The sequence below is a fragment of the Nocardia sp. GP40 genome (assembly GCF_050434125.1).
GTDB lineage: Bacteria > Actinomycetota > Actinomycetes > Mycobacteriales > Mycobacteriaceae > Nocardia > Nocardia albiluteola.
This window is the reverse complement of the sequence record NZ_JBNPVW010000013.1, coordinates 123,559-149,613: the sequence shown is the minus strand read 5'-3', so window position 1 is coordinate 149,613 and position 26,055 is coordinate 123,559. Positions and strand designations below refer to the sequence as shown.

General features: G+C 70.0%; 13 protein-coding genes and 1 pseudogene. 6 read left to right on the top strand and 8 right to left on the bottom strand.

Translation table 11 applies throughout. The features are described 5' to 3' along the window. On the top strand, positions 1 to 477 hold the full coding sequence (locus ABH933_RS33075) for a hotdog fold domain-containing protein (RefSeq protein ID WP_215923450.1): 477 nt from the start codon (positions 1 to 3) through the stop codon (positions 475 to 477). Positions 478 to 483: 6 nt separating this feature from the next. Here ABH933_RS33075 and ABH933_RS33070 read toward each other — a convergent pair whose 3' ends face one another. After that, positions 484 to 681 carry a hypothetical protein gene (locus ABH933_RS33070; protein ID WP_429421627.1) on the bottom strand — a complete coding sequence of 66 codons (198 nt, stop codon included), beginning with the start codon at positions 679 to 681 and terminating at the stop codon, positions 484 to 486. Between the two features lie 181 nt (positions 682 to 862). Beyond that, positions 863 to 952 (bottom strand): annotated as a pseudogene (locus ABH933_RS33065) (Rpn family recombination-promoting nuclease/putative transposase); the annotation flags it as partial. Between the two features lie 387 nt (positions 953 to 1,339). On the opposite strand from ABH933_RS33065, the gene ABH933_RS33060 reads away from it, so the two are divergent. Next, complete coding sequence (locus tag ABH933_RS33060; RefSeq protein WP_429421625.1) at positions 1,340 to 2,530, top strand: lycopene cyclase family protein; 1,191 nt, start codon at positions 1,340 to 1,342, stop codon at positions 2,528 to 2,530. A gap of 109 nt (positions 2,531 to 2,639) precedes the next feature. Here ABH933_RS33060 and ABH933_RS33055 read toward each other — a convergent pair whose 3' ends face one another. Next, positions 2,640 to 3,788 carry an SDR family oxidoreductase gene (locus tag ABH933_RS33055; protein WP_245402130.1) on the bottom strand — a complete coding sequence of 383 codons (1,149 nt, stop codon included), beginning with the start codon at positions 3,786 to 3,788 and terminating at the stop codon, positions 2,640 to 2,642. 56 nt (positions 3,789 to 3,844) lie between these two features. After that, positions 3,845 to 4,648: an enoyl-CoA hydratase-related protein gene (locus ABH933_RS33050; protein WP_429421623.1), complete on the bottom strand. Its 804-nt coding sequence runs from the start codon at positions 4,646 to 4,648 to the stop codon at positions 3,845 to 3,847. Between the two features lie 130 nt (positions 4,649 to 4,778). Here ABH933_RS33050 and ABH933_RS33045 point away from each other — a divergent pair, with 130 nt between their 5' ends. Then, positions 4,779 to 6,035 (top strand): TetR/AcrR family transcriptional regulator, encoded by a 1,257-nt coding sequence (locus tag ABH933_RS33045; RefSeq protein ID WP_429421621.1) that lies wholly within the window; start codon positions 4,779 to 4,781, stop codon positions 6,033 to 6,035. Positions 6,036 to 6,171: 136 nt separating this feature from the next. Here ABH933_RS33045 and ABH933_RS33040 read toward each other — a convergent pair whose 3' ends face one another. Further along, positions 6,172 to 7,692 (bottom strand): aldehyde dehydrogenase family protein, encoded by a 1,521-nt coding sequence (locus ABH933_RS33040; RefSeq protein ID WP_429421619.1) that lies wholly within the window; start codon positions 7,690 to 7,692, stop codon positions 6,172 to 6,174. Positions 7,693 to 8,132: 440 nt separating this feature from the next. Between ABH933_RS33040 and ABH933_RS33035 the strand changes: the two genes are divergently transcribed. The 3 genes from ABH933_RS33035 to ABH933_RS33025 all read left to right on the top strand — a co-directional run bounded on the left by ABH933_RS33035 (position 8,133) and on the right by ABH933_RS33025 (position 10,933). Next, a complete protein-coding gene (locus tag ABH933_RS33035) occupies positions 8,133 to 9,116 on the top strand; it encodes an ATP-binding cassette domain-containing protein (protein ID WP_429421617.1) in 984 nt (327 codons plus the stop codon). A 186-nt stretch (positions 9,117 to 9,302) separates the two neighbouring features. Continuing rightward, positions 9,303 to 10,088: an ABC transporter permease gene (locus tag ABH933_RS33030; protein WP_429421955.1), complete on the top strand. Its 786-nt coding sequence runs from the start codon at positions 9,303 to 9,305 to the stop codon at positions 10,086 to 10,088. After that, the gene (locus tag ABH933_RS33025; RefSeq protein WP_215923443.1) at positions 10,085 to 10,933 is read left to right on the top strand and encodes an ABC transporter permease; all 849 of its coding nucleotides are present in this window, start codon (positions 10,085 to 10,087) and stop codon (positions 10,931 to 10,933) included. Before ABH933_RS33030 ends, ABH933_RS33025 begins: the two co-directional genes overlap by 4 nt. Positions 10,934 to 11,116: 183 nt before the next feature. Here ABH933_RS33025 and ABH933_RS33020 read toward each other — a convergent pair whose 3' ends face one another. The 3 genes from ABH933_RS33020 to ABH933_RS33010 form a co-directional block, all read right to left on the bottom strand. Next, positions 11,117 to 12,367 (bottom strand): Nramp family divalent metal transporter, encoded by a 1,251-nt coding sequence (locus tag ABH933_RS33020; RefSeq protein ID WP_429421615.1) that lies wholly within the window; start codon positions 12,365 to 12,367, stop codon positions 11,117 to 11,119. A gap of 105 nt (positions 12,368 to 12,472) precedes the next feature. Next, positions 12,473 to 13,471, bottom strand: a complete 999-nt coding sequence (locus ABH933_RS33015) for an alpha/beta hydrolase (RefSeq protein ID WP_215923441.1) — start codon at positions 13,469 to 13,471, stop codon at positions 12,473 to 12,475. 305 nt (positions 13,472 to 13,776) lie between these two features. Then, positions 13,777 to 25,902, bottom strand: a complete 12,126-nt coding sequence (locus ABH933_RS33010; protein ID WP_429421614.1) for a condensation domain-containing protein — start codon at positions 25,900 to 25,902, stop codon at positions 13,777 to 13,779. Positions 25,903 to 26,055: the final 153 nt, after the last annotated feature.

Sequence of the window (26,055 nt, the reverse complement as noted above, 5' to 3'; positions counted from 1 at the left end):
ATGACGAAAGAGACCGCCACCTACCGCGGCTGGAAGAAGCTGCCCGACAACCGCATCGGGCACGCGCTGTTCTCGCTCGGCATGGTCGTCCGGGTGCCGTACTTCGGCACGGTCGTCCCGAACGTGAACCGGCTCCAACCGGGCCTGTGCGAAGTGACCGCCCCGAAGTGGTTCGGCATCCACAACCACCTCGGCACCTTCCACGCCATCGCCGCCTGCAACCTGGCCGAGGTGGCGATGGGCATGCTCAGCGAGGCGACTGTCCCCACCACCCACCGCTGGATCCCCAAGGCCATGAACGTCCAATACCTGGCCAAGGCCGACTCCGGCCTGCGGGCCGTGGCCGAACTCCCCGAAATCCCGGACTTCTCCGAGATCACCGAGGGCCGCGACCTGATCGTTCCGGTGTCGATCTACGACAAGTCGGGCGTCGAGGTCGTCCACGCCGACATAACTACCTGGGTGACGCCGAAATAACCCGCGTCAGGCGAGTACCTCGTCGACAGTTGCAGCGGTAAGTATCCGCTCGGTCCATACGTCGAGCTGATCGCCCCCGGCAGCCCGTACTGTCCGCTCGACCGCCTCGGAAACCGGGCCGAACTTCAGCGCGAACTGCTTGAGTAGCGTCGCCGCACGTCCCTCGATGCGTCCTTCGGCGCGCAGCATTTCGGCGGTTGTCATGATGACCTCCTTGGCGGCGGGCGGGAATTGGTCAGCGAACCGATCCAGCTCGGCTGGGGACATTTTACCGACGTCCCGCAGGTAGATGGCAAATGTTCGAAGGCGTTCCAGACCGCCGGCGCCCCGGGCAACTATCTGGAACGCCGACATGACCGGCGCGAGGGTGGCGAGCAGGTCGGGACTACTGATAGTTGTTGACGAATCCGACGAAGTAGTCGAGCATCCGGAACGCCATCAACCGGTCGGGGCGGCTCTGATGCTCTAGCAGCGCATGCGGCCACGATCTCCGATGGCAATGCGATCTTCAATTCCGAGGCCGCGTCGGCGGTGCTGGCCAGCACTTTACGGAACAGCGCATCGTGTGAGCAGGACGGATCGGGGGCCATGCCACGCACCGTACACGGACCCACCGACAGGCCAAAACCGTTGCCGCACTGGATATTCCAGATCGGTAATGCCAGTTTTCCGAGTGCGTCTATCTTCCATCGCGAGGCCTTGAAACGCGGTGTCCGGAACGGCGACGACACCCGGACAACCCCGTCGCCTCGAACTGCGTGCGACGTGCCGCCCAATCCGGCCGCCGAACGGACGGGCCGCGATTCCCACCGGTCGCGGCGTTGGTGCGGCGACTCCTCGTCCGCCTGATTGAATAAAGCGTATGAGTGGTCAGCGTGTCGCGGAAGCCGATCTCTGTGTGGTAGGGCTCGGGCCCACGGGGCGGGCGCTGGCGCACCGGGCGATGCGGGCGGGGATGCGGGTCGTGGCGGTGGATCCGCGGCCGGAGCGGTTGTGGCCGCCGACCTTTTCGTGCTGGGTGGACGAGTTGCCGGAGTGGCTGCCGCGGGAGGCGATCGCGCAGCGCATCGAGGCGCCGACGGTGTGGACGAAATCCGCGCACCGGATCGAGCGGCCGTACTGCGTGCTGTCGAAACCGGGTCTGCGCGAGGCGCTTCCACTGGACGACGCGACCGTGCTGACCGGGCGGGCCACCGCCGTCGGGGCACACCGCGTCGAGCTCAACGACGGCACGACCATCATAGCCGCAGCGGTTTTCGACACCCGCGGACTGCCCTCGCCCGGCGCGCGCCGCACGGCCAGCGCGCACGGCATCTTCGTCGACGCCGAGACCGCCACACCGATGGTCGCGGACGGTGAAGGGCTGCTGCTGGATTGGCGCCCGGAGAACGGCGCGGGCCCGGACGAGCCGCCGTCGTTCCTGTATGCGGTGCCACTGGGCGACGGCACGGTGATCTTCGAGGAGACCAGCCTGGGACTGCGGGGCGGCATGCCGCAGCGGGAGCTGCGTCGCCGCGCGCTGAATCGCCTGGCCGCGCACGGCATCCGGCTGCGCGGTGATGAGCCGACCGAGGCCGCGCACTATCCACTGGATCAGCCCCCGCCGCCCGCCCGCTCGGGCGGGGCGGTGCCGTTCGGCTCCCGCGGCGGCATGATGCACCCGTGCTCCGGATACAGCGTGGCGGACTCACTTGCCCTGGTGGACACCGCAATCGACGCGCTGCGCACGGGCCGGAATCCCGTCCGGGCGCTGTGGCCGCGGCAGGCCCGGCTGGTGTACTGGATGCGCAAGCGGGGCCTGTACGGCCTGGGCCGATTGACCACCGCCCAGTCGATCTCGATGTTCGAGGCGTTCTTCACCGCCTCGCCCCGCCAGCAGCGCGCCCTGCTCTCCGCGCACGACGACTACGCCCCGCTCGCCACCGTGCTGTTCATGACCGTGGCCCGCACCTGGCCGTTCCACTGGCGCTACGACCTGGTCGGCTGGACCAACCGGAACCGCTGGGTGGGTTACGAATACGACCCCGAGCCGGCGATACTCGATGAGGTGTGAGAAGTAGGCTTTCGACACCGCATCCGCCGCTCCAGTCCTGCGAGCGATCACCGCCGACCTGCGACACGAGTTTCAGCGCGCACCCGACGCGTCGGCTCGGCGCAATCGTTCACACCCAATTCTCCGCCCAGTACTTCCAGATGATCGGGGCGTACCCGGCAAGGGGCGGTACCCGAATATCCGTGCCCGCCAACGCCGCGGTGGTGTTGCGGCGGTCGAACCAGCAGCCGAATTCGTTCTGCTCCAGCACCTCACGCGGCACGCCGAGGTACGGCAGCGCCCAGCCGACACCCGGTACCCGGCGCAGCATGTCCAGCGTCTGCCGCGGCATGACCTCGACCAGGTGCGGGGCGCCCGCCTCGTCGGCGAAGAGGTTTAGCACCTCCGCGGCGCTCTGCCGGCGCGGATCGACCAGGTGGTAGGTGGTCCCGGACGCGCCGGGCAGGTGCACGAGGTGACCCAGCGCCCGCACCACGAAATCCACCGGGACCATGTTGGTTTCGCCCAGCTTGGGCACCAGCAGCGGCAGGATCCGGGGCAGCTGGGCCGCCATCCGCAGCAGCCGGAAGAAGTAGTACGGCCCCGCGATCCGATCGATCTCGCCGGTGCGGGAATGGCCGATCACAATCGAGGGCCGGTAGATTCGCCAGGGCACTGCGCAGCGCTCGCGGACAATCCGCTCGGCCTCGAACGCGGCGCGCTGCTCGGCTGTGCTCAGCGTCTGCCCCGCGTCGAACATGTTCTCACCGAACAGTCCGGCCGCCGACCCCGCGACCACGATGCTCGACATATGGTGCAGCGCACCGGCTTCCAGCTGCTCGGCCAACTCGACGACGCGCGCGGTGCCCGCCGCGGACGCCGTGCGGTCCGATGCCGCGACGCAGCCCGCACCACTGCGGCCGGCTCCGATGCCACCGCCGACCGCTCGGCCCGATGTCGGACCGATCACGCCCTCGCCCCCAGGGCCGCGCGCCGCTTCCGCCGCATCGTACCCGGCCGCCAGGTGTATCACGTGGTCGATCGAACCACGATGCGCCGCAATCCATTCCGATTCGATACCCAACCCTGGCGCACCCAGGTCCCCGCGCACCGGCCGGACCCGGTCTCCGCCGCCCCACTCCCGCGCGCACCGGTCGAACCGGTAGGCGCAGTCCGCGCCGGGTCGGACCAGCACGTGGATTTCATCGCTACGCTTCAGCAACTCCGAGACGAGATACCGACCGATGCACCCGGTCGCGCCAGTCACCAGGTAAGCCATGCGCCCACACTATCGCGCGAAGTATCGCGGTAACCGAAACGCGCGCGCTGCAGCATTCAGTCCGCGAATACCGCGTTGCGCTTGGTCAGCATGGCGGAGGCGCCCTCCAGGAAGTCCGGGGACTGCAGCAGCTCGCTCTGGCCCGTCTTCTCCGCGGCGAGCGCGTCGTCCAGGGAGGTCAGCGCGGCCGCGTTGAGGGCGCGCTTGGTGAGTTCGAGGGCGCGGCGGGGCCCGTGGGCCAGCTTGGCCGCGACGGCCTCGACCCGCGCGTCGAGTTCGGCCTCGGGCAGCACGGCGGTGACCAGCTTGTGCCGGGCCGCCTCGGTGATCGGCAGCCGCTCGCCCAGCAGCGCCATCTCCGCGGCCAGGGGGCGTCCGGCCGCGGCGGCGACCATGGCCGCGGCGCCGCCGTCGGGCATCAGTCCGATGTTGACGAAGGCCAGCAGGAGATACGCCTCCTCGCTGGCGTAGGTCAGGTCCGCGGCCAGCGCGAGGGCCACACCGACCCCGGCCGCCGCGCCGCGGATGCGCGCGATCACCGGAACGGGTGCGTCGACGATCGCCCGCACCAGGCGGTTCGCGGCGTCCATCGTCATCTCGGGGGTGATGCCCCGCTGCGCCTCCGCCACCGCGCCGGACAGATCCGCGCCGGTGCAGAAGTCCCCGCCCTCGCCGGTGAGCACGATCGCGCGAACCGTACGATCCTGTCCCGCGGCCTCGAACGCGTCGCCGAGCGCGACCATCGTGTCGTAGTTGATGGCGTTCTTGCGCTTGGGATTGGCAATGGTGATCCGCAGGACGCGGTCGTCGTGAACGACCTGCAGGGTTGTCGGAGCGGTCGACTGTTCGATGTTGCTCATAACTACTCCCAAGCTCGCCCGTCGCTGCCGCCGGCGGCGGAATGATGGTTAACTTTGCGAATTGTGGTTAACTTATGTTGACTTGTGCGGCGCTGTCAACAGGCGGCGGCGCGGGCGAAGGAGAGAGTGCATGGTCGCGGATCGCAGCGAGTCCGGACTCGCTTCCGCGCGACCGGACGGTGCGGGAACGAACGGCCGGGCCGACAGTGGCGTGCGTCGGCGGCCGAAGAACCGCAAGGCACAAATTGTGCGGGTCGCGGCGCGGGCGTTCAGCGAGCGCGGCTACCACCCCGTCGGCGTCGACGAGATCGCCGCCGAGGTCGGCATCTCCGGGCCCGCCCTCTACCGGCACTTCAGGAACAAATACGCGCTGCTTGTCGCGGCCGCCGAGGGCGGCGCACAGCTGCTGCTCGATGCCGCCCGCTCTGCCGAGGATCCGGGGGCGGACCCGGAATCCAGACTCACCTCGCTGATCCGCGCGCTGTCCGAGCACACCATCGAGGTGCGCCGCGAGGGCGGGCTGTACCGGTGGGAGCGGCGCTATCTCGAGCCCGAGGACCGCCGCCGCATCCGGGTCGTCTACGCCGCCCTGCACGAGACCGTGGAGTCGGCGATCGCCGCGCTGCGCCCCGAGGCCGACGCGGCCGACGTCGCGGTGCTGGGCACCGGCATGCTCGGTGCGATCGGCAGCATCACCCTGCACCGCACCCCGCTGGCCTACGCCCGGCTGATCGATCTGCTGCAGGACATCTGCTGGTCGATCCTGCGCGTGGACCTGCCGCCCGCGCCCGTCGAGCCCGCGCCCGAGGCCGGGATGCGCGGACTGCCGCTGAGCTCCAAGCGCGAACAGCTGCTCCTCGAGGCGATCCGGATCTTCGGCCGGCAGGGATACCACGAGGCCAGTATCGAGGAGATCGGTGCGGCCGTGGGCATCAACGCCTCGAGCGTGTACCGCTACTTCCCCAGCAAGTCCGATCTGCTGGCCGCGGCCTTCCACCGCACCGGCGAGCGGGTCGCGATCGCCAACTCCGAGGCGCTGGCCGAGGCCACCAGCCGCGCCGACGCGGCGCTGCGCATCGCGGACCGCTTCGCCCGGCTCACCTTCGCCACGCCGGAGATCCTGCCGGTCTACTTCGCCGAATTCTCGAATCTGCCCGCGGCCGAACAGCACAAGCTGCGCGCGGTGCAGCGCCAGAACGTGCTCGAGTGGGCGAATCTGCTCGACGGCGACCAGGCCGAGACCCGCTTCCGCGTGCACGCCGCCATCGCGCAGGTGGTCGACGTCGGTCGCGGGATGCGCTTCGACCGCCGTCCGGAATCCCTTGCCCGCGTACGCGCTTTGATGCGCGCGGTCCTGCTGGGCACGGAATCACCCGCCGCCGAATAGGACTCGCGGTGGGCTCGACGCCCTGCCGTCCCCGCGGCGCACATCGCACCGGAATGTGCCAGGACACAGCGGATCACCGCTGTTCGGGCCCACCGCGCGACGGGACGACCGGAGACGCGGCCGAGACGACGCGTTACTACCCGCGTCCGTGACGGAGGCGGAACAACGCCCGCGCGAGCCGCAGGTGCCGCGGATGCCGGTCGAAGGTGGACAGATCCACCAGTGCGCTGTAACGCTTCTGAGCGATGGCCAGCGTCCGGCTGAACTCGCGCAGGCCCGCCTCGCCGTGGGTGTGGCCCTGCCCGTATTCGCCGACGCCGCCGAATGGCATCGCCGGGATCCCCGCATAGGCCATCGACGAATTGACCGTCACCACACCGGTTCTGATGCGCTCGGCGAATTCGGGGACCATGCGGACGTCGCGGGTGAACACCGCTACCGCCAGGCCGTGCTCGGCGGCGTTGATGCGCTCGGTGGCCTCGTCCATGGTGGCCACCGAATTCACGATGAGCACGGGCCCGGCCGCCTCGCCGGTGATCGCCGTGCTGTCCTCGGGGACCCCGGCCAGCACGATGGGCTCGACATAGGGCTCGCGGATGGATTCCAGGCCGCCGACCACCGCGCGGCCGCCGCGCGCGATCGCGTCCTTGACCTGCCGCCGCACCACCTCGATCTGCGATTCGGAGATCATCGGCCCGTAGGAGGCACGGCGATCCCCGCCGGGACGCAGCTTGGCGGCCCGGGCGGCGACCTTGTTCAGGAACGGCTCGTAGACCGATTCCGCCACGTAGACGCGCTGGATGCCCGCGGGACTCTGCCCGGCATTGGACATCGCGCCGAACACCGCCGCGTCGGCGGCGTCGTCCAGTTTCGCGTCGACCTGCACCACCATCGCGCCCTTGCCGTCGCGTTCGACGACAACCGGGGTCATGTTCCGTGCGCACAGCGAGATCACCTCGCGCGCACCGGCTTCCGAGCCGGCGAAGGCGATCTTGTCGACCCGGGAGCGGCACAGCGCGGAGCCGGTCGCGGTGTCACCGGTAACCACCTGCAGCACAGGTTGATTCGGCGCGAGCCGGGCCCAGCTCTCGGCCAGCCACACCCCGACACCGGGAGTGAGCTCGCTGGGCTTGAACACCACGGCATTTCCCGCCGCCATCGCGTAGGCGATCGAGCCCATCGGGGTGAAGACCGGATTGCTCCACGGCCCGAGCACACCGACCACCCCGAGCGGCAGGTAGCCGACCGAGGCACGCTGGCTGCGGGTGAGCCAGGTGGCACCCAGGCGCCGGCGCCCCAGGGCCTGTTCGGCGTTGCGGGCGGCCCAGTCGAGATTCTCCACCGCGAGCATGACCTCGATGGCCGCGTCGATCTCCGGCTTGCCCGTCTCGGTGCACACCAGGTCGACCAGCTCGCTCGCGCGGCGGGAGATGGCGCGCTTCCAGTCCAGCAGCCAGCGCCTGCGGCCGGCGAATCCGATTGATCCCCACCACTTCTCGGCCGAACGCGCGGATCGCACGGTGCGCGCCAGCTCGACCGGGCCCATCATGGCGTAGTCGCCGACGAATTCCCCGGTGCGCGGATCGTAGGAGGTGAGCACCCTGGAGGGGCGCGCCGGCGCGCGCTCGTCGTTCACTCTGCGGGTCGAGTCTGCCATCGCCCTCACCCTCTCGCTCGCCTGTACCTTCGGCAGCGAGCCCCTCCCGCTCGCCCATCAAGGGGCCGGACGAGGGAGCCGCAGATCCGTGCGGACTCTCGCGCCCCCTATCGCCAGGTTAGGGGCGTCCCGGCCCGTCGGACAAGAACCGATAACACCTCACAAACCGTGCGGTCTGTGTATAGCCTGCGCCGATCCCACCCCGGACCGACCAGTTTCTCAAAATGTGAGTAACACCACACTCTTTCGATCCTCGGCCGAATGCCGCCCGCCGCGTCCACCCGGGGCGATACGACTTCAACCTGTTTCACACCCGGGCGCTCCCGCGCGGCCATGCACCCACCCGCACCCCAACCAGTAACATCGCCCCCGGTGGAAGGGATCACCAACCGGGACGCACCCATCGGCGAGCCCGCCGCCCCGGCCCTAGTGGAGAGTTGATGCCGAGCTTGGACGAAGCAGAGTCACCGCCAGAAACCGCGGTCATTGTGACCGATGTCCGCAAATCCTTCGGCGAGGTCCACGCGCTGCGGGGCATCAGTTTCGCCGCCGCGCGCGGATCGGTGCTGGGCATTCTCGGCCCGAACGGCGCAGGCAAGACCACCATGGTCAAGATCCTGTCCACCCTGTTGCGCCCGGACTCCGGCAGCGCCACGGTGGCCGGGCATGACGTCATCGCCGACCCGGCGGGCGTGCGCCGCTCGATCATGATGACCGGGCAGTACGCGGCCCTGGACGAGAACCTGTCCGGCCGCGAGAACCTGGAACTGTTCGGCCGGCTCATGGGCCTGGGCAAGAAGGCCGCCCGCCGGCGTGCGGACACCCTGCTCGAGGAGTTCGACCTCGTCGGCGCGGGCAAGCGCGCGGTGCGCGGCTACTCCGGCGGCATGCGGCGCCGCGTCGACATCGCCTGCGGACTGGTGGTGCGGCCGGAGGTGGTCTTCCTCGACGAGCCCACCACCGGACTGGATCCGCGCAGCCGCCAGGGCGTCTGGGATCTGGTGAACGCGCTCAAGCTCCAGGGCATCACGGTCCTGTTGACCACGCAGTACCTCGAAGAGGCCGACGTGCTCAGCGACAACATCATCGTCATCGACCGGGGCACGGTCATCGCCGAGGGCACCGCCGACGAGCTCAAGGAGAAGACCGGCGGCAGCTACTGCGAGATCGTGCCGCTGGATCCGGCCAAGGTGCCTGCCGCGGTGACGGCGCTGGGCGAGTTGGTGCCCGAGGCGTTGCGCGGGGAGCTGTCCGAGGCGCCCGAGCGCATCTCGATCCCGGCCCCGGACGGCGCCGCGACCCTGTCGGAGGCGCTGCGCCGACTCGACGGCGCCAAGGTCGAGCTCATCGACATCGGGCTGCGACGGCCCTCGCTCGACGACGTCTTCCTGTCCATCACCGGACATTCGGGCGGGCACGAGTGAACGCTTCATCCGAACGCGGCGAGGGAACCCTGACACAGCCCGTCTCGGGCACGGCGTTGCCGAGCGCCAGCGAGGCGCGGCCGTGACCGAGCGCAGCGAGGGAACCATGACACAGCCCGTCTCGGGCACGGCGGAGCCGAGCGCCAGCGAGGCGCGGCCGTGACCGATCTACTCACCGCACCCGCGGTGCGACTGTTCGCCGATCTGCCCGGCGCGCACCTGTCCGCCCTCGCGCAGTGGCGCGCGCTGACCGGCCGGATCATCCGGACCATGGCCACCAAGGGGGAGCTGGTCGTCGCGGTGGTCGCACCGCTGGTGTTCACACTGGGGTTCTACCTGCCGCTGCGGTGGGTGATGAAGATCCAGGGCATCGACTACGGGCAGTTCGTCATGCCGATCATCGTGCTGCAGACCATGTCGTTCACGATGATGTCCAATGCGCAGATCGCCGCGTTCGAGACCGCGAGCGGGCTGAACACCCGGCTGCAGACCATGCCGGTCGGGCGGCTGGTGCCGCTGGCCGCGCGGCTGTCCGCGGGCCTGGTGCGCTCGGTGACCTCGCTGATCGCCGCGCTGATCTTCGGATTCATCATCGGATTCCGGTTGCACGCGAGCCTCGGGCAGTCGGTGCTGTTCTGCCTGTCTTCGCTGGCGGTGGGTACGGTGCTGGCGATCGGCGCCGACGCGCTGGGCTGCCTGACCAAGAGCCCGGAATCGCTGAGCCAGGCGCTGACGCTGCCGACGCTGATCTTCGGGATGCTGTCGTGCGGATTCGTCCCGGAAACGGGCTTCCCGCACTGGATCCGGCCGTTCGTGCGCAACCAGCCGATCTCGCAGTTCTCCTTCGCGATGCGCGATATGGCGGCGGGCGGGGTGAGCTGGCATGTGCTGTGGGTGCCGCTGGTGTGGCTGGCCGCGCTCGCGGTCTGCTTCGTGCCGCTGGCGGTCTGGGCGAGTGTGAGGCGCGAATGAGTACGGTGATGGAGACCGAGGCGACGCTGGGATCGGCGCCGTTGCCGATCGTCGAGCCGCGGTCCGAGCGGGCCGCCTCGACGCTGGTGCGGCACAGCCTGATTCAGTGCAAGCGGCTGCTCCAGGTGTGGGCTCGCGACCCGGCGACCACCATTCAGACCCTGATCTATCCGGCGCTGACGCTGCTGATGCTGCGCGTCGTGCTGGGCGATTCGATCAGCAACGCGACGGGCATGCCCAGCGTGTACGGCACGGTTCCGATGATCACGGTGGTGGCGGCGATGTCGGGGGCGGTGGTCAGCGGGCTGGGCTTCAAGAAGGAGCAGTTCACCGGGCTGCTGGGCCGGTTCTGGACGATGCCGATCCACCGCGCGGCCGGACTCACGGGACGGCTGCTGGCCGAGGCGATCCGGGTGCTGATCACCACGCTCTTCGTGATCGTGGTCGGCATCTGCATCGGATTCCGGTTCTGGAACGGACCGCTCGCCGCGCTGGGAATGATCGCGCTGCCGGTCCTGTTCGGCGTCGCCTTCGCGGTGCTGGTGACCGCGCTGGCCACCATCTCCGAGGGGGTGCTGCTGGTGAACACCGTCGGCATCTTCAGCACCCTGCTGATGTTCTTCAACTCCGGATTCGTGCCCGTCATGGCGTATCCGACGTGGCTTCAGTCGACCGTGGCGAATCAGCCGATGAGCACCGCGATCGACGCCATGCGCGGGCTGTGCTGGGACGGGCCGATCACCGCGCCGCTGCTGAAGACCCTCGCGTGGACCTTCGGGGCGATCGTGATCTTCGCCGTCCCGGCGATTCGTGGGTACCGGCGTGCTGCGGAGAGCAGCGGATAGAAACCCGAACGCCGGTGTGCCCGCAGCCTGACGGCGGGCACACCGGCGCGGGATCCGGCGATGGACGCTCAGCCCCGCCGGACATCTCGGCTGCTACCGGGTACTCGTAGCGCTCGTCGGAGGGTCCCTTGTCTGGCAGTGCGCACGCGGCGACCGCCAAGCGTCCCGGGCCGCGCCACCAATTCAGCTCCGGCCGGTCAGCGTCAGGTAGATGAGCAGCAGGTTCAGGGCGGTGATGACGGCGGCGATCGCCCACGCGATCGCGGTCGTGGCGCGGCGGTTGACGTCGGCCCCCATCAGCGCGCGGTCGCCGGTGAAGCGCACCAGCGGGATCAGCGCGAACGGAATGCCGAACGACAGCACCACCTGCGAGACGATCAGCGCCCGGGTCGGATCGACACCGACGGCCAGGATCGCCAGCGCGGGGATCAGCGTGACGACGCGGCGCAGCAACAGCGGAATCCGCCGGCGCAGCAGCCCCTCCATGATCATCGCGCCCGCGTAGGCACCGACCGAGGTCGAGGCCAGGCCCGAGGCCAGCAGGGCGATCGCCAGCAGCAGCGCGGCGGTGACCCCGAGCGAGCTGTGCACCGCGCGGTACGCGTCCTGAATCGTGTTGATGTCGGTGCGACCGCCGAAGGTGTGCGCGGCCATCAGCAGCATCGCCAGGTTCACCGCGCCGGCGATCACCATCGCGATGCCGACGTCCCAGCGGTTCACCCGCAGCAGCCGCGCGCGCACCGGCCCGGGCTCGGGGTGGCCGTGCCGCTCCAGGGACATTCCCGAGTGCAGGTAGATCACGTGCGGCATCACGGTCGCGCCGACGATAGCGGCGGCCAGCAGCACGCTCTGGGTGCCCTCGAAGCGCGGCAGCAGCCCGCCCGCGGTGGCGCCCAGCGGCGGCGGCGAGATCACCAGGCTGGCCACGAATCCGATCGAGATGATCGCCAGCAGGCCGATGATCACCCGCTCGAAGGTCCGCTGCCCCCGCCGGTTCTGCACGCCCAGCAGCACGATCGATACCGCACCGGTGATGACCCCGCCCAGCACCAGCGGCAGGTGGAACAGCAGCTGCAGGGCGATCGCGCCGCCTATCACCTCGGCCAGATCGGTGGCCATCGCGGCCAATTCGGCCTGCGCCCAATAGGCCAGCCGCATCCGGCGCCTGGACGTATCGCGCACCAGCTCCGGCAGCGAGCGGCCGGTGACCAGGCCCGCCTTCGCCGAGAGGTACTGCACCAGCGCGGCCATCGCGTTGGCGAGCACCACCACCCACACCAGCAGGTAGCCGTACTGCGCGCCCGCGCTGACATTGGAGGCGATGTTGCCGGGGTCGACGTAGGCGATCGACGCCACGAAGGCCGGGCCGAGCAGCAGCGACGCCGACTTCGCCCGGTTGAATACATCGGACGGAGAGGCGAGCGCGGTACCCATGACAAGATTTTACGGGCAACCGAACTTTTTCGGTAGAGCTGCCTAAAAAAGTGACCACCCCGACTGCGTCACGCGGCCGGGGTGGTGGAGATGGGTGGGCGGAACCTACTTGATGCCCAGCCCCCGGGACAGCACGGGCCACGAACTCAGGAAGTCGTCGTTCCAGTAGCCCCACGAGTGGGTGCCCGAGTTACGGAAGTTGAAGGTCGCCGGGATCCCCAGCGACGCCAGCTTCTGCTGCATGTTGTGGGTGCAGTAGTTGACCCCGGCCTCGATGACGCCACCGATCAGCAGCTGATTGGCCAGGCCGTAGGCGCCGGGCAGCGCGTACTTGTTGTTCATGGTGTCGTACTGGCCGGGCAGCCCGTTGCCGGAGGAGATGTACAGGTTCATGCCGCGCAGCTTGTCGGCGTGCACATACGGGTCGTTCGCGGCCCACGCCGGGGCGCCGTCCGGACCGTACATGTTCACGACATTGCCGCCGCCCCAGGTGTTGACGGTGAGCTTCACGAACTCACGGCCGACCGGGTCGGCGGTCTGCGCGCAGCCGGAGTATGCGGCCACGGACTTGTACAGGCCCGGCTTGGCGATCGCCAGGTTCAGCACACTGGTGCCGGAGGTGGACAGACCCGCGATCGCGTTGACACCGTTGGTGCCCAGCGCGGCGTTGATCAGCGGGGGCAGTTCCTCGGTGAAGAAGGTCTTCCACTTGTTGCGGCCCAGGTTCGGATCGTCCTTGATCCAGTCGGTGTAGTAACTCCACTTGCCGCCGATGGGCTGGACCACGTTGACGTTCTTGGGCGCCAGGAAGCCGTCGACGATGTCGGTCTTCTTGACCCAACTCGCGTCGTCCTCACCGCCGCCGGCGCCGTTGAGCAGGTACAGCGTCGGGCGCGGGACCGAGGCGTCGGCCGGGCGCTGCACATCCACCGGATAGGTCTCGTCCATCGCGGCGGAGTGCACGTAGAGGCGGATGTTGCGGTTGTCGGTGTAGGTGGCCTTGGTTATTTTCGAACCGTCGGGCGCGGTCGGATCCGCCAGCAGGGCCTTGCCCGTGATGATCGGATCGGCCGCCGCGGCCGTCGTCGCGCCGACTCCCGCCACGACACCTGCGAGGAGCCCCGTGGCGGCCGCTAGGACGGCAGCGGTTCTGACACCGCGCCGGAAGTGTCGACGAATCACAATTCACACCTTCACTATCGGTTTGTATCGGTTCAGCAGTCCGGGGCAGGGCCGGACACCCCGGCGCCCCCGCGGGCCGGTCGAGTGTTCGCCTGCGACCATACGGGCTTTGCGCCCGGCGCACCAAGGGCAATCACTTGTCCTCTTGGCGCCTCATCATGCCGGATCCCCGGCGTCCGAATCAGTTTCACCCCGGAATGCCCATGTAGAGGGGGTGCGGATCCGGCTCACCGGGCCGCGGGGACATCGGCGGGCGTGGCATCTATCCGCGTATCGAGGTCCGCCACGCGGGCCTGCGGCGCCTCGGCGATCTGCCGGATCAGTGCCGAAAGTCCGTATGCCAGATAATTCGCCACCGGCTCACTGATCGCGCCGCACCGGTACCGCAGCGAGATGTGCACCGCTCCGTTCAACGCCACGGCGACGGTGATCGGATAGCCGAACGCGGATATCGCATCCGCCTCGCCGTCCACCTCCGCGACGGCGATGCCGTCGAGTATCCCGGTCAGCTCCACCCGATCGGCCGCGTCCTCGAATACCACCACGGAATCGAAAAACTGTTCCATGCCCAGTGATTCGCGAATCTCGCGCAGCGCCGGGCAGCGCTGCCCGAGCAGCTGGTCCTGCTCGGATCCCAACCGCCGCAGCAACTCCGTGACAGTCTCACCGGCCTCCGGGCGCACCCGCGCCGGGACGACACCGCCGAAGCGGCCCACCATGGCGTCCGAATCCGGGACCGCCGCGGGCCGTCCGGGCACGGCCAGGCCGAACACCACGTCGTCGCGGTCGGCGGTGCGGCCGATCAGCAGGCCCCACGCCGCCTGCACCACCGTGCGCACCGAGATGCCCGGGCGCGCGGCCAATTCGGACAGTCGGGCGATATCGCCGGCACCCAGATCGAGATCGACACGCGCGGTCGCCGAGGAGATCTCGCGCTCCGGAGCCGAGCGCGCGAGCATCACCGGCTCGTCGTAGCCGGACAGCGCCGCGTACCAGGCCGTGCGCGCGGCATGCAGGTCGCGCACCGCCAGCCAGGCCGGATACGCGCGGTACGGATACACCGCCGGGAGCTGGCGCGAGCGTGGACCGCGCGCATAGGCCGTCAGCAGATCCCGCATGACCAGGCGCAGGGACCGGTCGTCGAGCAGGAGCGGGTGAGCGGTAACGAGCATCCGATGGACCTCGCGCGCCGACCGGAGCAGGGCGAAGCGCAGCAGTGGCGCGCGCTCGGGATCGAAGGGCGCCAGCCGATCCGCGGCCTCGTACCGGACCACCTCGGTCCGGGCGCCGGCCTCGCCCATGTCGGTGAAATCGAGCGTGCGCCAGGCTACGTCGACCGATTCCAGCACCAGCTGAACCGGATCGCCCTCGGCCGTGGCGAACACCACACGCAGGCCGTCGTGCCGGTCCAGCACGGCCTGGGCCGCCAATCGCATCCGGCGGTCGTCGAGCGGACCGTTCAGGTCGACCGCAAACTGGGTGGCGGACGATTCGCCGATCCGCATGCGGAGATCGCCGGCCGAATCCTCCTGTGCCACTAACGACTCCGGCCGCCGCCTGGGCAGCTCGGCACGGGGCTTCACCGAATCCGACGGCGGGGTTCGATTGCCTCCCCGGCGCTGCGGCAGCTGCGGGAGGGGCGTCACCGAGTCGGATTCACGCTGACCCGCGCGCCGCTGCGGCAGCTGCAGGACCGCCGCGGAATTACCGTCCGATGACGAATCATCCTGCGGGGTGGGCGAATCCGACGGTGGTGCGATCAGATCGGTCTGCGGCGGGGTGATCGGCCAGACATCCGCGAGCTCGGGCTGGGCCAGCAGCAGTCGATCGATATCGGACTGGGCCAGCGGCACGAGCGGGAAGTCCGACGGCGTGAAACCGCCCGCGTCCGGGCGGGTCCCGTGCTCGGCGAGGCCGCCGAGTGCCCGGACCCAGTGCCCGGCCAGCTCCTTCACCTCATCGGCCTCCAAAACCGTCGAGGCGTAGTCGAAGCGGGCCCGCAGCCCGTCCTCGGTGGCGTCGACGGTGATGTCGAGGAACAGATCGGCCGGCGGCGTATCGGGGTAGGCACGGGCCGGCCGTAGATCGCGATACCGGAATGCCGTGCGGCCGTGCGGCAGTGCGGCGAGCTCGTCGGCGGTGGCCGGATTGAGATAGCGCAGCGGTCCGTATCCGATGCCGCCCGCGGGCACCGCGCGGCGCTGCTCCTTCACCCGCGAGATGATCGTGCCCGCAGCGGGGCCACCGGCCAGGGCGTCATCGATATCGATGTCGTCCACGTTCAGCGGCAGCGGGTACGCGGCGGTGAATCCGCCGACGACCCTGACGGATTCGGGTCCACCTATCGATCGCCCGTCGGCGGGCAGCTGCACCACCGCGCCGAGGGCATCGGTGCCGCGGGAGCGCGGCACCAGCGCCAGCGCCGCCAGCAGCACGTCCTGGACCTCCGCGTGATAGGCCGCGGCGACCGCGTCCACCGCGGCGGCGCCCTCTGTGGTCAGGGTCAGCGAGACCCGGCCGCGGGTGATCAGATCCGCCCCGTCCAGCGGTGTCTCGGCGGGCAGCCCGGCGAGCGTGCGCCGCCACCAGAACATCTCACCCGTTGCCGACGCGTCGGTCGCGCGCTCGGCCAGCCCGCGGGCGACACCGTCGGGTGTGCTCGGGGTACCGAAGGGCGCGCCGCGGCCGGACCAGGCGGCACACAGCTCGTCGATGATGATCCGCCACGAGGAGTCGTCCACCACCAGGCCGTTGGCGACGATCACCACCGTCGCCACGCTCCCCTGCGCCACATCGGTTTCCGGATCGGCGATGAGCCCGAAGCGAATGTTGCGACCGTGCGCGGGATCCAGCTCCGCCGTCAGCGCGCGCAGGGCCACACCCGCGACGCCCTCCGCACGGACGAACTGCCGCACCGATGCCCGCGGCGCGGCATCGTCCAGCACCAGGCGCGCGTCCCGGGTACCCCGCGCGAAGGCGGGCGCCCAGGTGCGCAACGCATTCGGGCCGGACCCGGTGGCGACCGCGAGGCGCGCGGACAGCAGCGGATGCCGATCCAGCAGGCCCTGCGCCGCCGTCAGGACGCCCTCGGCGGGGCAGTCCTCGGGGACGTCCAGGGAAAGGGCGCGGATCTCGCGGCCGGACGGGTCTATGTCCAGTACTCGAATCGCGCGCGGCGACAACGGAAGTACGCCCGCGGGTCGTGCATCGGCGCGATCCGAGTGCTCGCTGCCGTAGCGCGGAAGTCGCCCGGCGTTATCCGGTTCCTCGCCTGCCCGGGGCGGGGTCGGACGGACCGTGGCGTCGTCGGAATCCCCCGTGCCGCTGACGAGCTCGGCGGCCTCGATGGGATCTGCCGGCGATGAGATCTCGCCACCGGTGCCGGAGTGCGATTGCGCCGGCTCAGCCGGATCTACCTGGGGTACACCACGATCGCGCACCCCGGACGACAGGACATCGACCGAATTCGTCCGGATTGATTCGCGGGTCGGTGAATCCGCGAACTCGGCCGGATCTGTCCGCGACGCACCGCCGTCGAGCCCGGCGGAGGAGGAAGCATTGCCGTCGGATTCCGGCGGGGCTGATACGCGGTCGGCGGACTTGGACTCGTACGCCTCACGATCGCCTGTAACCGGGAGGGAGACGTGGTCGCGGAGGTCCTCGGATTGGGTGAGCTGCCAGACGGCCGAGGGGGCGGCGGCGATATCCAATCCGGCGGCGCTCGCCTGCTCCCGGGCCTCGGCGATGATGCGCTCGGCCGGGGTCTGCGCGCGGGCCGGCACCGGTTCGGGCACCACAGCGGCGGCGGCCTCGACGGGGTACGAAGGCTCGACCGGCGCGGCGGATTCCGCGGGCTCCTCGGCATCGTGGGAGTCGTCGGTCTCGGTCGTGTCGGTGACGATGACCTCGAGGCCGGCAAGGGCCGACGGGTCCATCGAGCGCATGACCGAACCGGGCAGGAACGCGTGGGTCACCCGCTCGGCGCCGATCAGGCGCGCCAACTCCGGGCCGCCGTCGACGGCCGCGGGCACGACGACCAGCGCGGCGGCCGCGCCGAGTGCCAGCAGCAGCTCCAGCACCGCCTCGTCCGAGGACGGCGCGGCCAGTGCCAGGATCCGCGAATCATGGTGCAGCCGATAGTGTTCGGCCTGCCCGGACAGCCGGGCCAGGTCGCCGTGCGCAACGACCGCGCCCTGCTGGTGGTCGGCATCGCCGGCACCGTAGAGCACGTAGGCACCGTCGTCCGGATGCAGGGCGGTGACGCGTTCGGCGTCGGTAATCGGCGCGCCGGAGCGCGAATCGACCTGCGCCGCGAAATTCGGGTCGTCGAGCACGACCCATTCGTGCCCGATCCGCGGCAGTCCGGCGGATACTCCGCGCACCGTGACACCGAGGGCCGCACCGGAATCGGCGACCAGATCGGCGATGCGCTCGTGCGGCAGGAACGGTTCGACGGGCACGACCGCCGCGCCGGTTTTGGCGACCGACCACACCGTTACCAATGCCTCGAGCGAGCGCGGAATCGCCACGGCCACCGGCACTTGCGGACCGGCGCCGAGCTCGATCAACCGCCGCGCGAGCTTCGAGGACGCGACATCGAGCTGGGCGTAGCTGAAGCTGCGCCCCCGGGCCACCACGGCCGGACTGTTCGCATTGGCCGCCACCGCGGCGGCCATGAGGTCGGGCAGGGTCCGGGGCCGGGCGGCCTCCGCGGCGAGCTCCATCTGCTCGCCCGCCACCGCGGTCCAGAAGTCCCACACCGAGACATCGAAGGCCGAGGCGGACCGCAGCAACGCCGCCTGCGCGCCGTCGAGCCCGAATTCGGCAGTATCGCCATGCAATTGGCCCAGGGCCCCCGCATGCGAGACGACGACCCGCTCGGTACCCGACGGGAAGACCAACCAGGCCGGATGCTGCGCGTGCAACGGAGCGATCCGGTCGTCGTCGGTGAGCCGATGGGTCGGCACACCCTCGAGATTCAGCTCGTCGACCCGGATAACAGTCGGCTGTCCCTGCGACGTGTGCACGGGCCGGCGGCCGATGGGGACCAGCAGCCGGGTCGGCGCATCGGCGCCCGACCCGGCGCGATCCAGCTCCGCGAAGGGGTGATCCGAGTCGGTCAGCACGCAGACCGGTTCGGCGGCGGCAAGAATTTCGTGGCCGCGTTCCACGGACCCGTCCGGATCGATCGGCACGGCCGCGCCACCGGCCTTCGCCACCGCGTACACGGCCACACCCAGATCCACGGACCGGGGCAGGGCCAGCACAACCAGCGAGTCGGGCCCGACACCGAGCGAAATCAGGTACCGCGCCAGGCGATTGGCCCGCGCGTCGAGGTCACCGAGCGTGAATTCCGCCGTGCCGCCCTCGTCCTGCGGCAGCTCGGCGACGATCGCGACCGCATCGGGTTCGGCCGAGGCGACATGGTCCAGGAGCGAGGCGAGCGTGGGACCGTCCGGGCTCGCGTCGGCAGAGCGCCACGCCGTTTCGGGCTCAGAGGGTTCGGAGGACTCGCCCGAATCCACCTCGTACTCGGCGCGATCCGAGTGTCCGGCCTCGAATGCCGCCGCCGCCGATTCACCGGACGCGTGGCCGTCCTCCCACGACCCGGACGACGGCGCCGCATCGAGTTGAGGGTCGGCCGAATACGCCTGTCCACCAGCGTATTCATCCACGCCGGCGGTCGAGTCCACCGGCGCATCGCTCCACTCGCGGGACTCCTGCCCCGACTCCACCGACCACCATGGGGCATCGGAGTTCGAATCGTGTTCGGTGTACTGCGCTTCCTCGTACTGGGCGTCGATATCGTTGCCGCCCACATCGTTGCCGCCGACCGAGATCGCCGGGTTATCGGCGATCGCGGTCAGCAGCTCGACCAGATCGATGGCGATGGCCTCGGCGGTGCTGCCGGCGAAAAGATCGGTGGCGTAGGTGAGTTCGCCGTCGATGCCGGTCGGAATGCCGTCGGGGTCGTGCGTCTCGGTCAGGGCCAGGTTCAGGTCGAAGTGGGAGACCTCGAGGTCGGTGTCGACGTCATCGACGGTCAGCCCGGGCAGCTCCACCGCTAGGCGGGGGCGGCTGCGCACCGACACGCCGACCTGGAACAGCGGGTGGTGCGCGGTGGATCTCTCGGCGTCGAGCACCCGCACCAGCCTGGCGAAGGGAATGTCGGAGTGCGCGAGGGCCTCCGCCTCCGTCTCCCGCTGACGGATCAGCAGGTCGGTGAACGGTTCCGCCGCGTTCAGGCGCGCCCGCAGCACGACCGTATTGACGAACGTCCCTATCAGGTCGTCGAATTCGCCCTCGCCGCGGCCGGAGACCGGGGTACCGAGCGGAATGTCGTCACTCCCGGTCAGGCGCCCCAGCAGGGTCGCCAGGGCGGCATGGACGACGGTGAACAACGTTGCGCCGGAACGGTCCGCGAGGGTCAGCAGGGCGGCGTGGACGGCGGCCTCGATGTACAGACCGGTCCGCGCGCCGGCCAGCGTGGCCACGTCCGGACGCATGCGGTCCACGGGCAGCGGAAGTTCCGCGGGCAAGCCGGAGAGCTGCCGACGCCAGTAGGAGATCTGCTGGGCGGCAACGGATTCGTGATCCCACTCCGCACCGAGCAACTCCTCGTGCCGCAGGAGGTAATCCGCATACTGCGCGGGCAGCGGCTCCCACCGCGGTGCATGACCGGCGGTTCGCGCAGCATACGCGGCCATCAGGTCGGAGATCAGCGGCTCCAGCGACGTGGTGTCGGCCGCAATGTGGTGGACCACCACGGCCAGCACGTATTCGCGGCGGGAGCCCGGCGCCAGATCGGATATCTCGAACAACCGGACCCGCAGCGGTGCCTCGGTGGTCACATCGAACGGCGCGGCGGCCAGCTCCCAGACCGCGGCCAACACCTCGTTCGCCGTAATCCGTTGTGCCGCCGGGTTCTCGGGCCGCGCTTGAGCGGACATCACCGTGCGCCCCGGACGCGAGACGCCCGCCCCGCCCTCCCAGACGGCCGGGTACACGGTGCGCAGCACATCGTGCCGGTTGATCACATCGTCCAGGGCCGCACTCAGCGACTCGACGTCCAGGCTGCCGGTCAGCCGCAGCACGAACGGCAGATGGAAAGCGGCTGGAACACGCGTTCCGACAACCTGATCAGCCCGATTGAGCGTCCACATCCGTTCCTGCGCCGGCGAGAGCAGCTCGCGCCCCCGGACGTTCGACTCCCGTGCCGGATCCGCCCGCCACGCGGTCTTCGCCCACGACGCCTCGGACTTCGCGCCGGACCCGAGCGTCCGCGCCCGCCACGACAAACCGGCCTCCGACCGCGCCTGCGGCTCCGCAAGAGGCTCGGACGACGTCACCGACTCCCGCCGCGATGGCATCGACGGTTCCTCAGTGGGCCCGGACGACGCCGACTCCTGCTGCGGCGCAGCTTCCGCCGGCGAGTCCAGATCCTCCAGGGGCCCGTACGACGACCTGTCCCACGACGGCACTGCTGTCGTCCGAGACTCCGGCTCACCCGGCCGAAGTGCCCACGACGGCACCGCCCCCGACTGCGACTCCTCGTCGGACCGCATCGCCCACGGCGGCACGGCCTGGGACGGAGACTCCGGTTCCGCAACGGACTCCGAACCCGACTCCCACGACGGCACAACACCGACCCGAGAGTCCGATTCCTCCGTGAACTCACGCGACCGAAGTGCCCACGACGGCGCAGCCTCAGCACCGAACTCCGCTACGGACTCGTCCGGCCGCTTCGCCCAGGACGGCGTTCCGTCCTCGTTGGCTTGCGACTCCTCGAACGACTCGAGCAAATCCTGGGAAGGCATCGCATCCGCCTCGATGCGGGAATCCGCGATCCAATCCGGTGTCCGCTCCAGCGCAGCCTCCGTGGGCGCCTGCGACTTCTCGAAGGACTCACGCGATCGCGACTCGCCCGGCGACGCGGCATCCGCCTGCGCCTCGGATCCCGCAGCGGAATCGAGTGCCCGTTCCGCCGACTCCATGCCCGCCGCACGCGCCTGGGACTCCATCGTGAACTCGGCCGTTGGCGACTCCTCAACCGGCTCAGGCGCGGATTCGTCCTCGGCGGTGGGATCGGTGCGGCCCAGGTATTCCAGGCGCGCGGGCAGCTCACCGGCGCCCTCCCGCCACACCACGAGATCACCGGTGCGATACAGGCGGGAGCCCGCGGCATCGCCGTCCGCAAAGGGGTTGGCCACGAAGCGATCCGCGGTCGCGGGGGGCCGTCCGGCAAATCCGCGGGCCAGTTGCGCGCCGCCGAGATACAGCTCGCCGGGCACGCCGACGGGAACCGGGCGCAACCGGTCGTCCAGCACGTAGACCTGGGTGTTCCACTGCGGCAGGCCGATCGGCACATTCGAGCGATCCGCACCATCGGCGGGCCAGTACATCACCGACACCGCGACCCCCGCGGGCCCGTACAGGTGATGCACCCGCGCATCGCAGATCCGCTGCAGCGCAGCAACGGTCTGTCCGGTCAGCGCCTCGCCGATCACGAATATCTCCCGTAGCGTCGGGCAGATACCCGGCGCGGTGCGCCCGGCGAACAGTGCCAGTTCCGAGGGAGCGAAATCGGTTACCGTAACTCCCTGCGCGGCAATCGTTTCCGCAAGGTACAGCGGATCGAGGCGCCCCTCCGGCGGGGCCAGGCGCAGCGTTGCGCCCACCCGCAGCGGCAGGAAGTATCCCCACGGCGAGCGGGCGCGGGTCGCGGCGGACCGGTGCAGGTATACGTCCGTGCTGTCCAGCGGATAGGCCGCCAGCATCCATTCGAGCTGGTGATCGATCGCAGCATGCGAGACCACCGCGCCGCGGCCGTCCTCGGCGAACATGACGTAGGCCGGATGGCCGGGCAACAGCGAGCCGGTCAGCTCGTCGGGTCGCACCGGACTCGGATCGAATCTGCCCAGATCCATCGTGTCCAGCCGCAGGACCTGCGTATCGACCGACGCGGGAACAGTATCCGCGACGGTGGTGACCACGCACACCGGCCGCGCCGCGTCCAGGATGTGCGCGATTCGCTCGATCGGATCGTCCGGATCCACCGGCACGAACGCACCGCCGGCGGTCAGGATCGCGTACATCCCGACCAGCAGCTCCGTGGACGGGCGGATCGCCAGTGCCACCGCGGTTTCCGGACCGACTCCGCGCGAGATGAGCAGGCGCGCCAGCTGATTGACCCGACTATCGAACTGCGCGTAAGTCAGCTTCGCATCGCCGCAGGAGACCGCGACCGCATCCGGAACCTCCTGCACCGCCTGCCGATAACCATCGAGCAGCAGTCCCGGCTCGACCGAATACCGAGTGTTGTTCCAGGCGGTGAGGATTCGAGCCCGCTCGTCGGGCTGCAGCAGATCGATGTCGCCGATCGGCCGTCGCGGATCGGCGACGCCGGCCGTCAGCAGGTGCACCAGGCGCTCGGCGAATCCGGCCATGGTGATCTCGTCGAACAGCTCGGTGTCGTAGGTGAACGTCGCCGACAGCCCGCCCGGCGCATCGCCGTCGCGGCGGGGGGCCACGGCCAGCCGCAGCTCGCACGGCCTGTCCGTGCCCGCGACTTCCACGCCCGTCGCGGACAGGCCCGGCAGCGCCAGCTGCGGCTGATCCGCCGCGCGCACGACCAGCGCCGCGCGCGGCCACGGCGCGACCTCGCCCACCGGCAGCGCCCGCGCCACCCGCGCGAAGGGCAATTCCGCATGCGCGAACGCCTCGAGATCGCCGCGCCGCACCTCGGCGAGTAGATCGGCGAACGAGGCGGCCGCATCGACCCGGGTGCGCAGCGCCACCGTGTTCTCGAAAAGTCCTATGGTCCCGTCGAGTTCGCGAACGCCCCGGCCCGCAACCCTCGACCCGACGACGATGTCGCCATTCCCGGACAGCCGCGCCAGCAATGCCGCGAATCCCGCATGGACAGCGTTGAAAAGCGTTGCGCCCGTGCCAGTAACGAGTTCCTCGAGCCCGGCATGGACCCCGGCCGCCACGGTGAACGAATACTCCGCACCCCGCCCGGACCGCGGTATCTGCGGCCGCTGCCGGTCGACCGGCAGCCGCAGCTCCGCGACTCCCGCCATAGTCGTTCGCCAGTATTCGATCTCGCGCGCGGCGGCCGACTCGGGATCCGTTTCGTCTCCGAGGACCGTGCGCTGCCAGAGCGCGAAGTCCGCGTAGTGCAGGGGCAGCGGCGCCCAGCGTGGCGTGGCCCGGTTGCGCCGGGCGAGCAGCGCGACGGCCAGATCGCGCAGGAACGGCGTGATGCTGGCCTCGTCGGCGGCGATGCGATGGGCCACGACCGCTACCACATGGTCGTCGGGCGCAACCGCCGCGATCCCGATCTGCACCGGAACCTCGACCGTCACATCGAAGGCGATCCGCGCATAGTCGGCCAGCCAGCCCTCGATCTCGGACTCGGTGAGCTCCGCGGGCGTCAGATCCGCCAGCACGTGATCCAGCGGCAGCACGGCCTGAGATCCGGTGTCGCCCACCGCCGGATACACCGTCCGCAGCATCTGGTGCCGCTCGATGACGTCGACGACCGCGACCTGCAACGCCTCCACCCGCACGTGCCCGCCGATCCGCACGGCAAAGCACACATTGTGGGCCAGCGACTCCGGATCGCCCCGGTTGATCTCCCACATCGACTGCTGCGCAAGCGATAGCGGCACCGAGGGAAGGACTGTGTCCTCGAACTCCACAGTTGTAGACGGACGCGTCATAGGTCCCAACGGGATTCGGTGCGCAGCGTCAGCGCCCTCGAGCGCGTCCAGCCCAGCGCCGCCCTCGGCACTCACCTCGCGTACGTCCGGCGCCGCCCCGGCCCCCGCACGCTCGGATGCCACCGAACGGCCACCTGCATCGGTATGCGCGCCCGCCTCGTCTGCACGCGGCGCCTCGCTCATAGCGGCGACCGCTACCCCCGCGGTGTCCCCCAACTCGGCCTTGCCCGCATCCACCGCACGCACGCCGATCTCATCGACCGTATCGTGCCTTCCGAACAGCCAACTCGGGCCGTCGTCCGGGGCCTCTGCCTTTGCGGTGGCGTCGCGCGCCTCATCGACGACACCTGCGGGACCTACGTATTCAAGCGTCCCCTCGGCCGTTCGCCGGACCAGATCGCCGGTTCGGAACAGCCGCATATCGTTCTCCCCGGGCAGTCCCCCGGGCGCCGCGAAGGGATTCGCCACGAAACGCAGCGCCGTGCGCACCGGACGTCGCCGGTAGCCGCGGGCCAGTTGTGCACCGGCGATGTACAACTCGCCCACATCGCCCTCTGCCACGGGCGAAAGCCGCTCGTCCAGAACATATTCGGCGACGCCGCGCACCGGGGTGCCGACCGTCGGCTCGCCGAGCGGGCCGACATGGGTCATGACGGTGGTCTCGGCCGCACCATATCCGTGCAGAACCTGCCGGTCGGCCGCGCCGAACGGCCCCGGGCTGACCGGTCCGACCCAGCGCCGCGCCAGCTCCGGCGCCGACAGTCCGCCGCAGATCACCACCCGCAGCTCGTCCAGTCCCGCCGGATCCACCGATTCGAGCACACCATGCGCCAGGTACGCGTGCGTCACGTCCTCGCGCAGCAGCAGCGCGGCCAGCTCGGCACCCTCGTGCACCGTCGGCGCGGCCACCACCATCGCGGCCGTTCCCCCGATGGCCAGTAGCAGCTCCAGCACGAATGCGTGATCCGCGGGCGCCGCGAACGCCAGCGTCCGGGCATCCCCGTCGACGTGATAGCGGATCCGCTGCTCGTCGCACAGTCCCGACAGCCCGGCCTGCGTGACCACAATGCCGGGCACGGCATCCTCGGCGGTGTAGACGGCGTAGGCGGGATGTTCGGCCCGCAAGGGGCGCAGCCGGTCGGCGTAGGTGACCGGGTCGGCGGCGAATTCCTCCAGCTCCATCGCGAATTCAGCGGTATCGATGGCCAGCCAGTTCGCCGCCGCGGGCAACCCGGGGCGGGCGGCCGCGACGGTCAGGCCCAGCACCGCACCCGAGTCGACGACGATCCGCGCGATGCGCTGCGCCGGGGCGTCCGGGTCCACGGGGACGAATCCCGCGCCGCACTTGGCCACCGCCCAGACCGCGATCACGGCCTCCAGCGACCGCGGCACGACCACCGCCACCAGATCCTCCGGCCCGATGCCGCGCCCGATCAGCAGGCGTGCCACCCGGGTCGACCGCTCGTCGAGCTCGGCGTAGGTCAGCTCGGCGAGCGTGGTCTCGGCGTCGGCGAGGACGACGGCGATCGCGTCGGGATCGGCCTCGACCGCAGTGGACAGCAGCTGCGGCAGGGTGGTGACGCGCGCCCGGCGACCGCGCGACGGGCGAGTGCGGGACGAACGCGTCATCGGATAATCACTCGCCGAGTCACGTTGCGCCGTCCAACCACCCGAAGCACGTTGCTCACCCTGCCTGTTTGTTGCTCATGCGCCGGTTAGAGCGCCACCCACGATCAATCGAGCACGGCGGTCGCGGATGCCACCGCCGTGCGGAGATCCCGC

Excerpts from the sequence above, each read along its gene's own strand:
- ABH933_RS33075 (WP_215923450.1), top strand. The coding sequence starts at position 1 with ATGACGAAAGAGACCGCCACCTACCGCGGCTGGAAGAAGCTGCCCGAC.
- ABH933_RS33070 (WP_429421627.1), bottom strand. The coding sequence starts at position 681 with ATGACAACCGCCGAAATGCTGCGCGCCGAAGGACGCATCGAGGGACGT.
- ABH933_RS33060 (WP_429421625.1), top strand. The coding sequence starts at position 1,340 with ATGAGTGGTCAGCGTGTCGCGGAAGCCGATCTCTGTGTGGTAGGGCTC.
- ABH933_RS33055 (WP_245402130.1), bottom strand. The coding sequence starts at position 3,788 with ATGGCTTACCTGGTGACTGGCGCGACCGGGTGCATCGGTCGGTATCTC.
- ABH933_RS33050 (WP_429421623.1), bottom strand. The coding sequence starts at position 4,648 with ATGAGCAACATCGAACAGTCGACCGCTCCGACAACCCTGCAGGTCGTT.
- ABH933_RS33045 (WP_429421621.1), top strand. The coding sequence starts at position 4,779 with ATGGTCGCGGATCGCAGCGAGTCCGGACTCGCTTCCGCGCGACCGGAC.
- ABH933_RS33040 (WP_429421619.1), bottom strand. The coding sequence starts at position 7,692 with ATGGCAGACTCGACCCGCAGAGTGAACGACGAGCGCGCGCCGGCGCGC.
- ABH933_RS33035 (WP_429421617.1), top strand. The coding sequence starts at position 8,133 with ATGCCGAGCTTGGACGAAGCAGAGTCACCGCCAGAAACCGCGGTCATT.
- ABH933_RS33025 (WP_215923443.1), top strand. The coding sequence starts at position 10,085 with ATGAGTACGGTGATGGAGACCGAGGCGACGCTGGGATCGGCGCCGTTG.
- ABH933_RS33020 (WP_429421615.1), bottom strand. The coding sequence starts at position 12,367 with ATGGGTACCGCGCTCGCCTCTCCGTCCGATGTATTCAACCGGGCGAAG.
- ABH933_RS33010 (WP_429421614.1), bottom strand. The coding sequence starts at position 25,902 with ATGACGCGTTCGTCCCGCACTCGCCCGTCGCGCGGTCGCCGGGCGCGC.